This window comes from Prevotella sp. LCP21S3_D2, assembly GCF_052118345.1.
Taxonomy (GTDB): domain Bacteria; phylum Bacteroidota; class Bacteroidia; order Bacteroidales; family Bacteroidaceae; genus Prevotella.
Genome location: NZ_JBQKHJ010000026.1, coordinates 15353 through 32368 on the forward strand (window position 1 = coordinate 15353; position 17016 = coordinate 32368).

12 protein-coding genes and 2 tRNA genes are annotated in these 17016 nt (G+C 46.5%); 11 read left to right on the forward strand and 3 right to left on the reverse strand.

What is annotated here, in order from left to right:
* Positions 1–11: 11 nt before the first annotated feature.
* From guaB to asnS, 11 genes are all read left to right on the forward strand, one after another.
* Positions 12–1496 (forward strand): IMP dehydrogenase, encoded by a 1485-nt coding sequence (guaB, locus tag ACTQ16_RS13410; RefSeq protein WP_217761741.1) that lies wholly within the window; start codon positions 12–14, stop codon positions 1494–1496.
* 19 nt (positions 1497–1515) lie between these two features.
* Positions 1516–2943 carry a peptidylprolyl isomerase gene (locus ACTQ16_RS13415; protein WP_441937838.1) on the forward strand — a complete coding sequence of 476 codons (1428 nt, stop codon included), beginning with the start codon at positions 1516–1518 and terminating at the stop codon, positions 2941–2943.
* Between the two features lie 17 nt (positions 2944–2960).
* Positions 2961–4415 (forward strand): peptidylprolyl isomerase, encoded by a 1455-nt coding sequence (locus tag ACTQ16_RS13420; protein ID WP_153123582.1) that lies wholly within the window; start codon positions 2961–2963, stop codon positions 4413–4415.
* Positions 4412–6136 carry an OstA-like protein gene (locus tag ACTQ16_RS13425; RefSeq protein ID WP_294971374.1) on the forward strand — a complete coding sequence of 575 codons (1725 nt, stop codon included), beginning with the start codon at positions 4412–4414 and terminating at the stop codon, positions 6134–6136. Before ACTQ16_RS13420 ends, ACTQ16_RS13425 begins: the two co-directional genes overlap by 4 nt.
* Positions 6137–6179: 43 nt before the next feature.
* Complete coding sequence (gene mutL, locus ACTQ16_RS13430) at positions 6180–8099, forward strand: DNA mismatch repair endonuclease MutL (RefSeq protein WP_441937839.1); 1920 nt, start codon at positions 6180–6182, stop codon at positions 8097–8099.
* An 82-nt stretch (positions 8100–8181) separates the two neighbouring features.
* On the forward strand, positions 8182–9333 hold the full coding sequence (locus tag ACTQ16_RS13435; protein WP_441937841.1) for an OmpA family protein: 1152 nt from the start codon (positions 8182–8184) through the stop codon (positions 9331–9333).
* A 237-nt stretch (positions 9334–9570) separates the two neighbouring features.
* A tRNA-Val gene (locus tag ACTQ16_RS13440) sits at positions 9571–9645 on the forward strand.
* 54 nt (positions 9646–9699) lie between these two features.
* A tRNA-Val gene (locus tag ACTQ16_RS13445) sits at positions 9700–9774 on the forward strand.
* Positions 9775–9901: 127 nt separating this feature from the next.
* Positions 9902–11248, forward strand: a complete 1347-nt coding sequence (purB, locus tag ACTQ16_RS13450; RefSeq protein WP_295346830.1) for an adenylosuccinate lyase — start codon at positions 9902–9904, stop codon at positions 11246–11248.
* Positions 11249–11360: 112 nt separating this feature from the next.
* Positions 11361–12791: a pseudouridine synthase gene (locus ACTQ16_RS13455; protein ID WP_441937843.1), complete on the forward strand. Its 1431-nt coding sequence runs from the start codon at positions 11361–11363 to the stop codon at positions 12789–12791.
* A gap of 16 nt (positions 12792–12807) precedes the next feature.
* Positions 12808–14235 carry an asparagine--tRNA ligase gene (gene asnS, locus ACTQ16_RS13460; protein ID WP_295346832.1) on the forward strand — a complete coding sequence of 476 codons (1428 nt, stop codon included), beginning with the start codon at positions 12808–12810 and terminating at the stop codon, positions 14233–14235.
* A gap of 708 nt (positions 14236–14943) precedes the next feature.
* Here asnS and ACTQ16_RS13465 read toward each other — a convergent pair.
* The 3 genes from ACTQ16_RS13465 to ACTQ16_RS13475 form a co-directional block, all read right to left on the reverse strand.
* Positions 14944–15807, reverse strand: a complete 864-nt coding sequence (locus tag ACTQ16_RS13465) for an Rpn family recombination-promoting nuclease/putative transposase (protein ID WP_153123567.1) — start codon at positions 15805–15807, stop codon at positions 14944–14946.
* Between the two features lie 289 nt (positions 15808–16096).
* Positions 16097–16663, reverse strand: coding sequence for a GNAT family N-acetyltransferase (locus tag ACTQ16_RS13470; RefSeq protein WP_441937845.1), 567 nt, complete (start codon positions 16661–16663; stop codon positions 16097–16099).
* 2 nt (positions 16664–16665) lie between these two features.
* Positions 16666–16866, reverse strand: a complete 201-nt coding sequence (locus ACTQ16_RS13475; protein WP_264951540.1) for a hypothetical protein — start codon at positions 16864–16866, stop codon at positions 16666–16668.
* Positions 16867–17016: the final 150 nt, after the last annotated feature.

Genomic DNA, 17016 nt, shown 5'->3' on the forward strand with positions numbered 1-17016 from the left:
AAGGTTACAATATGTCATCATTTGTTGCAGATAAAATTGTAATGGACGGTCTCACTTACGACGACGTCCTTCTTATCCCTGCTTATTCAGAGGTACTGCCTAAAGAGGTAGAGTTGAAAACCAAGTTCTCTCGTAATATCGAGTTGAACATTCCATTCGTTACCGCAGCGATGGATACCGTTACCGAGGCTTCTATGGCGATTGCCATCGCTCGTGAAGGAGGTATTGGTGTTATTCACAAGAACATGACCATTGAGGAGCAAGCTCGTCAGGTCGCTATTGTGAAGCGTGCTGAGAATGGTATGATTTATGACCCTGTCACCATCCGTCGTGGCAGTACAGTGAAGGATGCTCTTGATATGATGCACGATTATCATATCGGTGGTATTCCTGTGGTAGATGATGAAAATCATCTCGTGGGTATCGTGACCAACCGTGACCTTCGTTTCGAGCGTCACATGGACAAGAAGATTGATGAGGTAATGACCAGCGAGAACTTGGTTACTACTCATATCCAGACCGACTTGATCGCTGCTGCTGCTATCCTGCAGGAGAACAAGATCGAGAAGCTTCCTGTAGTTGACAATGAGAATCACCTGGTAGGTTTGATTACTTACAAGGACATCACCAAGGCTAAGGATAAACCAATGGCTTGCAAGGATGCCAAGGGTCGTCTTCGCGTGGCTGCCGGTGTAGGTGTTACCGTTGATACTTTGGATCGTGCAAAGGCTTTGGTTGAGGCTGGTGCTGATGCCATCGTCATTGATACTGCTCATGGTCATTCTAAGGGTGTGGTAGAAAAACTTCATCAGGTGAAGGCTGCCTTCCCTAACGTTGACGTAGTGGTAGGTAATGTGGCTACTGGTGCTGCTGCCAAGTATTTGGTAGAGAATGGCGCTGATGGTGTCAAGGTTGGTATCGGTCCAGGTTCTATCTGTACTACTCGTGTCGTTGCCGGTGTGGGTGTTCCTCAGTTGAGCGCTGTCTATGATGTATATTCTGCATTGCAGGGTACTGGTGTGCCTTTGATTGCTGATGGTGGTCTCCGCTATTCTGGTGATGTCGTGAAGGCTTTGGCTGCTGGTGGTAGCTGCGTGATGATCGGTTCTTTGGTTGCTGGTACTGAGGAGAGTCCTGGTGATACCATCATCTTCAACGGTCGTAAGTTCAAGAGCTATCGTGGTATGGGTTCTTTGGAGGCTATGGAGCAGAAAAACGGTTCTAAGGACCGTTACTTCCAGGGTGATACCAAGGATGCCAAGAAGTTGGTACCAGAGGGTATTGCTGGTCGTGTTCCTTACAAGGGAACCGTTCAGGAGGTTATCTATCAGCTGATGGGTGGCTTGCGTTCTGGTATGGGATACTGTGGTGCAGCTAATATCGAGAAGTTGCACGGTGCTAAGTTCACCCGCATTACCAATGCTGGTGTGTTGGAGAGTCACCCACATGATATTACTATCACCAGTGAGGCTCCAAACTATAGCCGTCCGGTATAAATTAATGTAAAATATTAATATGAAATTTTATGCGCTTTCTCTAGCTATGCTCCTTCAGGGGAGCATAGCTTTTGCTCAAAACGATCCTACTGTCATGACCATCAATGGTCAGCCCGTCAGCCGCTCTGAATTTGAGTATTCTTATAATAAGAACAATTCCGAAGGTGTCATTGACAAGAAATCTGTCAATGAGTATGTCGACTTGTTCGTCAATTATAAGTTAAAGGTGCAGGCTGCCCTGGATGCTCGTCTGGATACCTTGTCTTCTTTCAAGGCTGAGTTCCTGCAGTATCGTGACCAGCAGATTCGTCCTTTCGTCATTTCTGATAAGGACGTAGAAGCGGAAGCGCATAGGATTTATAATGATACGAAGCAGAGAGTGCTTGCTGCCGGCGGGATGGTAAGACCTGCCCATATCCTGATAAGATTGGGTCAGAAAGCTTCCGCTGCCGAACAGGACAAGGCTAAATATAGAGCCGATTCTTTGTATCAGGTGTTGAGAAAAGGGGGTAACTTTGCTGAATTGGCAAGGAAATATTCAGATGATAAAGGCTCTGCCGTCAAAGGCGGAGATATTTCATGGATTACCAGAGGACAGACGGTAAAGGCTTTCGAGGATGCCTGCTTCTCCATGAAGGTGGGAGAGATGTCCAAGCCGGTCTTGTCTGAATTTGGATATCATATCATCAAGTTGATGGGTAAGCAGGATTTCTTCCCATACGACTCGGTGAGGAATGATATCTGTCACTTCATTGATGCACGTGGCATCAGGGAGCATATCATTGATGTGAAGTTGGATTCCATCAGTAAGTCGTCAGCTCAGTTGAAGGATAAGGAAGCTGTGCTTGATGATATGACTGCGAAAATGACCGCAAAAGATGACCAGTTGAAGTATCTGGTTCAGGAATATCACGATGGACTGTTGCTGTATGAAATCAGCAACCGTCTGGTTTGGGAGAAGGCTGCCAGGGATGAAGAGGCTCTGGCTGCTTATTTCGCCAAGCACAAGAAGAATTATGCATGGGATGAGCCTCGGTTCAAGGGCATTGCTTACCATGTGAAGAATCAGGCGGATGTGAAGGCGGTGAAGAAGGCGCTCAAGGGGAAGCCTTTTGATGAATGGGCTGAGGTGCTGAGAAGTTCCTTCAATGCCGATTCCGTTATGCGCATTCGTGTTGAAAAGGGTATCTTCAAGATGGGGGATAACGCTTTGGTTGACAACAAGGTGTTCCGCAGGGACGTAAAGGTTGAACCTCTCAAGGAGTATCCGATAGATGCAACTTATGGAAAGGTCTTGAAAAAGGGACCTAAGGAGTATACGGATGTCAAGGCGCTGGTGATTGCCGACTATCAGGATGTGCTCGAAAAGGAATGGGTTGCTGAATTGAGAAAGAAATATAAGGTTGTAGTCAATCAGGAAGTATTGGCTACGGTGAATAAACATTAATATATATTGAAACATAGATGAAATTGGGATATAAGACAAGTTGGGCTCTCGTGGCTCTCTTGATGATTGTTGGAATCAGTGCCAATGCTACGAGAAGTGGCAAGAGTGCTTGGGCAAAGACTGCCGATTCTGACTCGGTGGCAGAGAAGACTGCTGCTGTTTCACAGCCTGTCAATGAGGGTAGCGTCGTAGATGAGGTTATCTGGGTTGTGGGAGATGAGGCTATTTTGAAGTCTGATGTTGAGGTAACTCGTTTGCAGGCTGAGGCTGAGGGTATCAGATATTCCGGCGATCCAGACTGTTCTATTCCTGAGCAGATTGCTGTTCAGAAGCTCTTCCTCCATCAGGCTGCCATTGATAGTATCGAGGTCTCTGAATCTGAAGTGATGCAGGGTATTGATGCGCAGATCAATGCCTGGGTTTCCATGATTGGCTCCCGCGAGAAGTTGGAGGAATATCGTAAGCAGACCATCACCCAGATGCGTGAGCAGATGCATGATGACTTCAAGAACCAGCAGCTCATCCAGAAGATGAAGCAGGAACTGGTCAAGAATATCAAGGTCTCGCCTGCTCAGGTACGCAAGTATTTCAACAACTTGCCTGCCGACAGTATTCCTTTCGTACCGACAGAGGTGGAAGTGGAAATCCTGACCATGCAGCCTCGTATTCCGATGGAGGAAATCAACCGTGTGAAGAACCAGCTGCGAGAATTCACTGACCGTGTGAACAAGGGCGAGACTACTTTCGCTACTTTGGCACGTATGTATTCTGAAGACCCTGGTTCTGCCCGCATGGGTGGTGAGATGGACTATGTAGGAAGAGGTATGTTGGATCCTGCCTTTGCCAATGTTGCATTCAACCTGACCGACCCAAAGAAGATTTCCAAGATTGTGGAGTCTGAGTTCGGCTTCCATATCATCCAGTTGATTGACAAGCGTGGTGATAAGCTGAAGTGCCGCCATATTCTGTTGAAGCCACGGGTTTCTCAGGAAGCTATCGATAAGTCTATCGGCCGTCTGGATTCCATTGCCAATGATATCCGTGCCGATAAGTTTACCTTCGAGGCTGCTGTTGGTGCTCTTTCTGACGATAAGGATACCCGCAACAACAAGGGTATGATGGTGAACGTGGTCGATGGTGATGTACGTACTTCTAAGTTCAAGATGAAGGACCTGCCTACTGAGGTGGCACGTATGGTGGATACCATGAAGGTGGGACAGATTTCAGCACCGTTTACCATGGTCAATACCAAGGGAAAAACTACCTGCGCCTTGGTGAAGCTGGTTAGTAGAGTAGAGGGTCACCGCGCTACCATTACCGAAGATTTCCAGGTGATGCAGGATGTGGTGCTGGCCAAGGAACGCCAGAAAACCATTCACGACTGGGTAGTGGATAAAATCAAGAAGACATACGTTCGAATGAACGATCGATACAAGGATTGTAAGTTTGAATATCAAGGTTGGATTAAATGATAAACAAGCATTCTGATAATATTAAGAACGGGCATAGAATCTCTATTATATTGATTCTATGCCTATTTGGGTTTTGTTTGGTACAGGCCATGCAAGCCCCTAAAAAGCGTAGTAAGAAGCGTCCTGACGGAGACCGCGTCTATTTGTTGCATGCTGATGAACTCCGTTATGATATGTTTGGTAGCAATCCTGATGCACAGATTGTGAAGGGCAAGGTGTCCTTCGCCCATCAGGGGGGCCACCTCACCTGTGATAGTGCCTATTTCTATCAGGCTTCCAATTCCGTCAAGGCCTTCGGGCATGTCCATTACCGTCAGGGTGATACCTTGTCGCTCACTTGTGAAAGGGCTGATTATGACGGACAGATGCAGATGATGCATGCCCGAAAGAACGTGGTCCTGCATCACCGCCGACAGACTTTGCGTACTGACAGTCTGGATTTCGACCGTTTGTATAATATGGCAAACTTCTTTGATGGTGGTACGCTCATCGACGGCAAGGACCGTCTGGTTTCCGACTGGGGTGAGTATCATACCCGGACCCGTGAGGCTAAGTTCGTCTACAATGTCAAGTTGCGTAGTGGCAAGGATGTGGTTACTACCGATACCTTGTATTATGATGTGCCAACGTCTACAGCCCACATGGTGGGGCCATCCAAGATTGTTTCCGGTAGTGGCGGTATCGTCCATACCGAGGATGGCTATTATGATACCAGGACAGATAAGGCAAAGCTCTTTGGCCGTTCTACCATCATCGATAAGGAGAAGAGTATCACCGGCGACAGTCTCTATTACAAGAAGGATGGCGAGAGTACCGGATATGGCAATGTCGTTTTTGTGGATAAGAAGAACAAAAATTCGCTTACCTGCAATTATCTGCGATATAATCAGAAGACCGGTACCGGATTTGCTACCCGCAATCCTGTTGCCATGGATTTCTCCAAGAAGGATACCTTGTGGATGCATTCAGATACCATGCGCATCTATACCTTCCATATCAATACCGACTCCGTTTACCGTAAGGTGCATGCCTATCCTAAGGTAAGGGCTTACCGTGCAGATGTGCAGGCAGTATGCGATTCCCTGGTCTTCAACTCCAAGGATTCCTGCATGACGATGTATAAGGATCCTATCACCTGGAACGGCAACCGTCAGCTGCTGGGTGAGGAAATCAGGGTATACATGAACGATTCTACCATTCGCATGGCACATGTCATCGGACAGGCTCTTTCCATCGAACAGATGCCGGATTCCGTCCATTACAATCAGATCACTTCCAAGGAGATGAAGTCATTCTTCGAAGCGGGAGAGGTCAAGATGACTGAGGCTATAGCCAATGTGCAGACCATTTATTATATGACCAATGACAGGGACAGCTCTCTGGTGGGCTTGAACTATCTGGAGACGGATACCATGAGAATGTATATGGGTGCCCAGCGGAAGCTGGACAAGATATGGACCAATAAGTTCACCAGCACCCTGTATCCTATCACGCAGATACCGCCGGCACAGTATAAGTTGCCTAACTTTGCCTGGTTCGAGGATATCCGTCCAAAGGACAAGAATGATATCTTTGTATGGAAAGGCAAGGGCAAGGGCTCGGAACTCAAGGCTATCAAGCGTCATGAGGCGCCGCTGCAGACCTTGAAGAAGTCTGATGCCGTAACGCAGCAACCTAAGGAACCGGCTGGTGGCGACAAGGAAAAACCTAAAGAGAAATAAAGAAAGGAATATATTTAAAGAGTATATATATTAAGGTGTAATCATGAGTGATGTAATTCAACTTTTACCCGATTCGGTAGCCAATCAGATTGCGGCAGGTGAGGTGATACAGCGCCCTGCCTCTGTTATCAAGGAGTTGGTTGAGAATGCCGTTGATGCCGGAGCGATGAACATTCAAGTCGTGGTGGTGGATGCTGGACGTACCTCTATTCAGGTGATAGATGATGGTAAGGGAATGTCGGAGACGGATGCCCGCTTGGCTTTCGAGCGCCATTCCACTTCCAAGATTCGCAAGGCTGATGATTTGTTCAATCTTCATACGATGGGTTTCCGTGGTGAGGCTTTGGCTTCCATCGCTGCCGTAGCTCAGGTAGAACTCAAGTCCCGTCAGGCTTCTGATGAAATAGGAACCCTGATTCGGATTTCCGGCTCACGTTTCGAGAAGCAGGAGCCATGCTCCTGTCCGGTGGGAAGTATCTTCGCCATCAATAATATATTCTATAATGTACCCGCACGAAGGAAGTTCCTGAAGTCGAATTCTACCGAGCTGAATAATATCCTTACAGCTTTCGAGCGTATCGCCTTGGTGAATCCGCAGATCAACTTCTCGCTGCGCAGCAATGAGACCGAGGTTTTCAATCTCCGTGCTGCCAATCTGCGCCAGCGCATCCTGGATGTCTTCGGCAAGCGATTCAATCATGAGTTGCTGCCGGTGAATGTCGAGACTACCATGTGCAAGATTTCCGGTTTCGTCGGTAAACCGGAGGCTGCCCGCAAGAAGGGTGTTCACCAGTTCTTCTTCGTCAATGGCAGATATATGAAGCATCCTTACTTCAATAAGGCGGTGATGTCTGCCTTCGACCGTTTGATTCCGCAGGGAGAACAGGTTCCTTATTTCCTCTACTTCGAAGTAGACCCTAAGGATATTGATGTCAACATCCATCCTACGAAGACCGAAATCAAGTTTGAGAACGAACAGGCCATCTGGCAGATCATCCTTGCCTCGGTCAAGGAGTCGATAGGTATGTTCAACGAGGTTCCTACCATCGATTTTGATACGGAGGACAAACCGGATATTCCGGTATATAATCCCGAAAAGGCGCCAACGGCTGCCGCTCCGAAGATTAGTCTGAATCCTGGTTACAATCCTTTTAAGACCAACTCTTCTTCCAGCCATTCATCATCAGCAGGCGACAGCTTCACTTCAGCCATCTCTTCGTCGGCAGTATCATCGGCTTCCTCTTACGGAACAATCCCTTCAAAGATCAAGCCTCAGGTAGATGAGAACTGGGAACAGCTCTATGAGGGGTTGAAAGACGAGTCGGAAGTTGAGGAGCATACGATGGAACTCTTTGATGAGCCGTTGGAGGAATGCACTTCTTCCAATATCCTTGCCGAGAAGTCGCCGGCTCATTATCAGTATAAGGGCAAGTATATCATGACAGCCGTCAAGTCGGGACTGATGATCATCGATCAGCATCGGGCTCATGTCCGCATTCTCTACGAGCGCTATCTGCAGCAGCTTAAGGACCGCACTTTCCATTCCCAGAAGGTACTCTTCCCGGAGGTCGTACAGTTTCCGGTTTCCGAAAAGGTCATCTTCGAGAAGATTCTTCCGGAGATGCAGAGCATGGGATTTGAACTGGAAGATCTGGGCGGTGGCAGTTACGCTGTGAACTGTGTGCCGGCAGGTCTGGAAGGCTTGAATCCCGTCCGCTTGGTACAGGACATGGTGACGAGTGCCATCGAAAAGGGAGTAGGAGCGATGGATGAAATCAACCGTACTCTGGCTTTGTCCCTTTCCCGTCAGGCTGCCATCCCATACGGTCAGGTGTTGAGCAATGTGGAAATGGAAAACCTGGTGAATGGTCTGTTCGCCTGCGAGAATGTCAACTACACCCCCGATGGCAAGTCGGTGCTGTGCATCCTTCAGCAGGATGAGATAGAACATCTCTTAGGGTAATGAATAATTAATAATGAATAATGTATAATGTATAATTAATAATTGTACATTATACATTAATAGTGGTTTAAAATAGAAAGTTATGAAGAAATTTTTCTCAATGCTAGCTTTGGCTAGTCTGTCTTTGAGCTCATTCGCTCAGGACGCAACTACTCAGGAGAAATACAGTGTTGCTACCAATTCTTTTTGGAGCAACTGGTTTTATGAGGTTGGCGCAGATTGGAATTCCTGGTATTCTGCCCAGGAAAAGGGCGCAGGATATTCCAAGAGCCCTTTCAAGAAGTTCCGTTCCAATCCTGGTGTTTCTCTGGCATTTGGCAAGTGGTATACTCCTGGTGTCGGTTTCCGTACCAAGATTCAGGGCATCTGGGGTAAGTTTGTTGATGCTGATGGCAATGATGCTACCAACGAGGGCAACGGTAATAAGTACTGGGTTGCCAATGAGCAGGTGATGTTCAATCTCAGCAATCTGCTTTATGGCTACAACGAGAACCGTGTATGGAATCTCATCCCGTTTGCCGGTGCCGGTATTGGACGTTCCATGACTCATAATGCCTATGCTTTGGTTTATAGTGCCGGCATCCAGTCTTCCTGGAAGATTGGAAAGAAGACCAACCTCTTTGCTGAGGTCGGTGTGAATTCCTTCGATGCTGATATTGATGGTTGCGCAGGCAACAGCCGCAATACCTTTACCCGCCGTTGCAATAATTTCTATGCTGAGGTAGGTCTTACCTTTAAGTTGGGTAGAGGTACATGGGATAAGACACCGGATGTCGATGCCATCACAGCCCTTCATCAGTCAGAACTCGATGCACTCAATGCCACATTGGAGGATGCCAATGCAGAAAACGAGCGTTTGAGAAACGAGTTGGAGAACCAGAAGACTGCCGAGACCCAGGTTGTCAAGCAGTTTGTAGGTACTCCGGTATCTGTTTTCTTCAATTTGGGTAAGTCAAAGATTGCTTCCAGGAAGGATCTGGTCAATGTGGAGACTCTTGCGAAGTATGCCAAGGAGAACAATTTGAAGTTGGTTGTGAATGGTTATGCTGATAGTGCTACCGGTTCTGCAGCCTTTAACGAGAAACTTTCTCAGGCTCGTGCCGAGCGAGTAGCCGGTTTGCTCGTCAAGATGGGAGTTGATAAGGACAATATCATCGTGAAATCAAACGGTGGTGTGAAGGATTTGGATCCAGTTTCATACAATCGTCGTGCCACTATTCAGATTTCTGAGTAATGATAAGGCACGGATTACACGGATTTTATGGTGCTAATATAAGTAAAGCGATAACCATCTCTCATAAAAAATCCGAGTAATCTGTGTAATCCGTGCCTAAAAACAGGTGAAAAGGGGGTAAAAACACCGAAAAATGGCTTTTTTTGAAGAAAAATGCAGAAAAATGAAAAAAAGTTGCTCAAAAATTTGGTGGAACCGGAAATTGTTTGTACCTTTGCAACCGCTTACGAAAAGTAAGGGCGCTTAGCTCAGCTGGTTTAGAGCATCTGCCTTACAAGCAGAGGGTCGGCGGTTCGAATCCGTCAGCGCCCACAGGGGTGTTTTTCCCTGTTAGTCATACTTATGATGAGCGGGGAAATTTTTAGAGGGCGTTTAGCTCAGCTGGTTTAGAGCATCTGCCTTACAAGCAGAGGGTCGGCGGTTCGAATCCGTCAACGCCCACTTCTAATGAAGGTCTTTCAACGAAAGTTGAGAGACCTTTTTTTAATTAAAGCTAAAAAATATCGTTTTTCGCTGTTTTCTCAGATTTATTCATTAACTTTGCACCCTATATATAATACGTATTAATATGAATTTAGATTTATTGACTGCCATATCGCCTATAGATGGTCGTTACAGGGGAAAAACAGAGCAGCTCGCTAACTATTTCTCAGAGTATGCTCTTATTCGTTATCGTGTTCGAGTAGAGATAGAGTATTTCATTACTTTATGTGAATTGCCTTTGCCACAGTTGGCTTCTTTCGACAAGTCGCTGTTTGAGCGCTTGCGTGATATCTACCGTAACTTTGACGAAAATGAGGCTCAACGTGTCAAGGACATTGAGAAGGTTACTAATCACGACGTAAAAGCCGTAGAGTATTTCATCAAGGAGGAGTTCGATAAGATTGGTGGATTGGACGACTATAAGGAGTTCATTCACTTCGGTCTCACTTCTCAGGACATCAACAACACCAGTGTACCGCTTTCTGTCAAGGAGGCTTTGGAGGAGTGCTTCTACCCACAGGTAGAGGAACTTATTGCACAGCTCCAGACTTATGCTGACGAGTGGAAGGATGTCCCTATGTTGGCTAAGACTCACGGACAGCCTGCGTCTCCTACACGTTTGGGTAAGGAAATCATGGTTTATGTTTATCGTCTTACCGAACAGCTTGAGTCTTTGAAGGCTTGCAAGTTTACTGCTAAGTTTGGTGGTGCTACTGGTAATTACAATGCCCACCATGTTGCTTATCCGGAGTATGACTGGAAGGCTTTCGGCAACAAGTTCGTCAGCGAGAAGCTCGGCTTGCAGCGTGAACAGTATACCACTCAGATCAGCAACTACGATCATCTCGGTGCTATCTTTGATGCCATCCGTCGCATCAATACCATCATCATCGACTTGGACCGTGACTTCTGGATGTATATCTCTATGGATTACTTCAAGCAGAAGATCAAGGCAGGAGAGGTTGGCTCAAGTGCTATGCCGCATAAGGTAAACCCTATCGATTACGAGAACAGTGAGGGTAACCTGGGTATTGCCAATGCCATCCTTCAGTTCCTGGCTCAGAAGCTTCCGGTAAGCCGCCTGCAGCGCGACCTTACTGACAGTACCGTGCTCCGTAACATCGGTGTGCCTCTCGGTCATAGCGTCATCGCTATCCAGAGTACCCTGAAGGGATTGCGCAAGCTCATCCTCCACGAGGAGAAGTTGCAGGAAGACCTGAATAATACCTGGGCTGTTGTAGCTGAGGCTATCCAGACCATCCTCCGTCGTGAGGCTTACCCACATCCATACGAGGCTTTGAAGGCATTGACTCGTACCAACAAGCACATGACTGAAGAGACCATCCATGAATTTATTCAGGGCTTGAACGTCAGCGAAAGCGTGAAGGCTGAACTGATGGCTATCACTCCAAGCAATTATACGGGCATCTAAATACTACCGGCTTCCTCCAGGGTAGCAATAGCATGAAGATATTCAACATAATATATTTATAATTATTTTTTCACTAACCCGGCCGTGAGGCTTAAATTAAGATTTAAAGAAAATGGATTCAGAATTCGGAAACAAACCTCAGGATCATGCATCTGAGAAAGAGAACACCCGAGAGGGCTACAACCCAGCAGGCGGTTATCAGAAGAGTTATCGCCCAGTAGGTCGCACTCAGCGTCCACGTATCAACACTCATCGCTCTTCATTCAGCAGCGATAGAAGTAGTAGTAATAGTGAAGGCGGCTTCCGTCCAGAAGGATTCGGAGCTGGCTTGCAGAGCTCTAATACCGAGCGCCCACAGCACAGCGGATACCAGAGCCGTGGCGGTTACAACAGCAACCGTGGTGGCGGTCACCGTCCTCAGCAGGGTGGTTACAACAATGGTGGCAGCTATGGCCGTCCTCAGCAGGGTGGCTACAACAGCACCCGTGGTGGCTATAATAGTAATAATGGTGGCGGTTACGGTCGTCCTCAACAGGGCGGTTACGGTCGTCCACAGCAGGGTGGTTACGGTCGTCCTCAGCAGGGTGGCTACGGTCGTCCACAGCAGGGCGGTTACGGTCGTCCACAGCAGGGTGGCTACGGTCGTCCACAGCAGGGTGGTTACGGTCGTCCACAGCAGGGTGGCTACAATAACAACCGTGGCGGTGGCTACAACAACAACCGTAGTGGTGGCGGTTTCCGTCAGCGCACACCAGGTTATGATCCTAATGCAAAATATAGTCTCAAGAAGAGAATTGAATACAAGGAGGAGAACTTCGACCCTACAGAGCCATTGCGCTTGAACAAGTTCCTCGCCAATGCTGGTGTATGCTCACGCCGTGAGGCTGATGAGTTCATCCAGGCTGGTGTTGTTACCGTTAATGGTGAGGTGGTAACTGAGTTGGGTACCAAGATTCTTCGCACCGATGAGGTGAAGTTCCACGATACTCCTGTTTCTTTGGAGAAGAAGGTTTATGTATTGCTCAACAAGCCTAAGGATTACGTTACCACTAGCGATGATCCTCAGCAGCGCAAGACCGTGATGGACCTCGTGAAGGACGTTTGCCCAGAGCGTATCTATCCTGTTGGTCGTCTCGACCGCAATACTACCGGTGTACTCCTTCTCACCAACGACGGTGACCTGGCTTCTAAGCTGACTCACCCTAAGTTCCTGAAGAAGAAGGTATATCACGTACACCTCGACAAGAACCTTACATCTCATGATATGGATCAGATTCGTGAGGGTATCACTTTGGAAGATGGTGAAATCAAGGCAGACGCTGTCGAGTATGCTGACCAGCACGACAAGTCACAGGTGGGCATCGAGATCCACAGTGGCAAGAACCGTATCGTTCGCCGTATCTTCGAGAGCCTTGGCTATCGTGTAACTAAGTTGGATCGTGTACAGTTCGCTGGATTGACCAAGAAGAACCTCCGTCGTGGCGACTGGCGCTTCCTTACAGAGAAAGAAGTAGACATGCTCCGCATGGGTGCTTTTGAATAAAACAGAGTAATAAACAATGGAAAAGATTAAAAGAACTAAGGTTGTAGACGTGCTTAAGAGCACTGCCTACAACTCAATCGTGAATGTAAAGGGATGGGTACGTACCCATCGTAGTAGCAAAGCAGTCGATTTTATCGCTCTTAACGATGGTTCTACTATTAATAATGTTCAGATAGTAGTCGACCCATCAAAGGTCGATGAAAATCAGCTTCGTCAGATCACCACTGGTGCCTGCATCAGCGTAGTGGGTACTCTGGTTGAAAGCCTGGGTGCCGGACAGAGTGTTGAAATCCAGTGTGACAGCATCGAGATCTACGGTCTCTGCGGTGGCGACTATCCTATGCAGAAGAAGGGACAGAGCTTCGAGTACATGCGTCAGTATGCTCATCTCCGTCTCCGTACCAATACCTTCGGTGCCGTGATGCGCATCCGTCACAACATGGCGATGGCTATCCACACTTACTTCCATGAGCATGGATACTTCTATTTCAACACTCCGCTCATCACAGCGAGCGATTGCGAAGGTGCTGGACAGATGTTCCAGGTAACCACCAAGAACCTCTACAACCTCAAGAAAACAGAGGATGGAAAGATTGACTACTCTGATGATTTCTTCGGAAAGCAGACTTCATTGACCGTTTCCGGTCAGTTGGAGGGTGAGCTGGGTGCTACGGCACTCGGTGCTATCTACACCTTCGGTCCAACCTTCCGTGCAGAGAACAGTAATACTCCTCGCCACCTGGCTGAGTTCTGGATGGTAGAGCCGGAGGTTGCTTTCCTGGATATGGACGGTTTGATGGAGTTGGAGGAAGATTTCATCAAGTACTGTATCCGTTGGGCACTCGAGCATTGCAAGGACGATCTTGCTTTCTTGAACAAGATGATTGATAAGGGCTTGATCGCTCGTTTGGAGGGCGTATTGAATTCCGATTTCGTTCATCTTCCATATACCGAGGGTATCCGCATCCTGCAGGAGGCTATCGCCAACGGCAAGAAGTTTGAGTTCCCATGCGAGTGGGGTGATGACCTGGCTTCAGAGCACGAGCGTTTCCTCGTAGAGGAGCATTTCAAGCGTCCAGTCATCATGACCAACTATCCAAAGGCTATCAAGGCATTCTATATGAAGATAGACGAGGAGGAGAGTGGTTTCGGTGGCAAGAGCGGTCAGACCGTTCAGGGTACCGACGTTTTGTTCCCACAGATTGGTGAAATCATCGGTGGTTCAGTCCGTGAGGAGAGTTATGACAAGTTGATGGGTGAGATTGAGGCTCGCAACATTCCTATGAAGGATATGCGTTGGTATCTTGATACCCGTAAGTACGGTTCATGTCCACATGCAGGTTTCGGTCTCGGTTTCGAGCGTCTGATTCTCTTCGTAACCGGTATGCAGAATATCCGTGACGTGATTCCATTCCCACGTACACCAAAGAACGCAGAGTTCTAAATCTCTGTCGTCATAAGATAAAGAGGGTGTGTCATAAGTTCATGACACACCCTCTTTTTTCGTCCCACAGATCTCACAGATTCCCACAGATCTTTTACCTTTTAAAGTCCCCACGGATCTCACAGATTCCTACAGATTTTTTACCTTTTAAAGTCACGCAGATTTCGCAGATGACGCAGATTTTTTACCTTTTTTACCTTTTTACCTTTTTACTTTTTTACCTTTAAATAGCTCTTTTACCTTTAAAAGTTCCCCAGGCGGTCCCATCCCGCAAAATATGGCGAGGGCTTTGATGCCCCGCCAACCTTAGAGCGAAGCGGTTCTGAGCACCGGAGGGCGGTTACATCCCCTGTCCCCTGAGGGGAAAGGGGCTTGGGGAAAGCGGTGGAGCCCTCCTTGGCTAAGGAGGGACGGGGTGGATCGAAAAGCTCCCTCTTTGGCTAAGGAGGGACGGGCTGGATCGAAAAAGACAGCACTGCAGGGCGGTTACATCCCTCTTCCTGAGGAAGAGGGGCTTGGGGAGAAAGTGGAGCCCTCCTTGGCAAAGGAGGGACGGGGTGGATCGAAAAAACAGCACCGGAGGGCGGTTACATCCTTTCCCTTCATGGTTAAGGGAAAGGCTTGGTTAGGGATTAAGGACCCTCCCGTTGGGGAGGAACAAGTGGGGCAAAAACTATTGTTTCTCTGAAAGTTCTGCTAGGTTCAGGCTTATTCCCTCATTTTCTGAATTTCCTTCAGTGGAAGCTCGGTGGCTGTTGATACTTGCTCATCAGAAAGCCCCATTGACAGAAGGCGGCGAGCTGTGGCTAGCTTTTCTTTTTCCATACCTTCCTCACGCCCCTTTTCCAAAGCCGTATCTATAGAGTTCTTGACATCACGATACGCCTTCAAACTATCCTCATATTCTTTCAACTCTGTTGGAGTGAACTTCGCAATCTCAGCCTCTTCAAAGAGTTTAGTAAACACTTTCTCTTTCAAGGCAGCAGGACGCTCATCCAATCGGGAAAGGTTTTTCAACACATACAACCACTTATCATAAAGCGTGTCAAGCTCCTCCTCTGTCTTATTGAACTTCGCTATCTCAACATACTTGAAAGAAAGTTTGTCATTAAAAACCTTAAAAGTCTTTTTGTCAAGCAAGCCCACATCATGGTTGATATCATTCTTGTCAAATGCCTCTTCTTCCAAGTCGAAGTTCAGCAGAGCAACAGTGTATACATGTTCAAGCTTGAAGTTCCATTCAGCCCCCTTTGGAGCCTGTTCACGGATAGGAAAAGTAGAATAGAACAAAGAACGATCCTTGAAGTACTTCTGATAAGCATTCTGCATCTCAACGATGAACTTTTCACCACGCTCATTTTCGCAATATACATCAAAGATGGCCTTGCGCTCGGCAAAGACATCACCAACGTGCTCACTATTCAAGTACTTCACATCCTTGATGACATGAAAACCATCAAACAGTGAATTCAAGAAATTGATGAGCAAATCCTTATTAGGCTTTGTTCCAAAGATACGCTTAAAACCGAAATCGGTAAGCAAGCTAATATATCGTTCTTCTATCCGTTTCATATCCTTCTCCTTTTAAAACGTTTAACTGAATTGTGTTGCAAAAATAAGCTATTTTCTCGAAAACACCAAAAAAACCATCAAGAATCCTTCAAGTTATCAGCAAATTACTCCAAAACTGTTTCTCCTAATCTCATTTCGCTCTGACATAATAGTCCCGCAGATTCTTTTACCTTTAAAAGTCCCACAGATTTCACAGATTCCCACAGATTTTTTACCTTTAAAAGTCACGCAGATTTCGCAGATGACGCAGATTTTTTACCTTTAAAAGTTCCCACACGGATCTCACGGATTAATACCACAAAGTTTTATACATAGGCCAAACGTCAAATTGTGGAACAGGAGTAAGCTTGGCGAAATGGTTCTTCTCATAAAAGGAAACAGCACTATAACTATTCGTATGTAAAGCATTAACTGTCAGGAATATACAGCCAGAACCTCTTTGGTTTCGTGCAATATTTGCTATAAAATCAATAAGAGTCGATCCAATTTTTAAGTTTTGATAGTTTTTGTTTACCGCTAAATATGTAATTTCCAATGCCGGGTATGTACATTTTTTCTCAAACCGCTCGCGAAAAGTGTTTTCTACAAGAGGTAATTCTGTACCCGCTGCTCCTATTCTCATATCATCAAAATCATCTTCCGATAAATCTACGGAATCATTTGATAAAGAAAATAATGCAATTACATCTCCCTTTGGTTTAAAACGTACATAATAGGTTATACAAAAATGACTACGTGAACAAGCTGATAAATAATCATGAATGAAATCATCCATCTGTTGATTGCCACTTTCGAATGATTTCAAACTGTCATATTCATCAGCTACTTCAATAATCAGTTCCGAATCTTTATCCATAACTAGCGCACAATAAATTTAACTTTCCAAGGACCTTTTGCAGCAGGTTCCTTCCAATTTTCCTTTGCAACCATCGAATCGTGAACAGCTTTGCGCACAGCCTTAGCAAATTCACCTTTAATCAATGGCTTTGGTGCATTAATACCTAACATCATAATCTCATCTCCTTTATTTAGTTTATATCTGCCGTCAAAATTACTCATTTTTCTTGAAACCACCAAGAAAAAAGCAAGAAATCTTCAAGTTATCAACCAATTATCCGATAAGCAGCCCTTCTAAAGTCCCGCAGATCTCACAGATTCCCACAGATCTTTTACCTTTTTACCTTTTAAAGTCACGCAGATTTCGCAGAT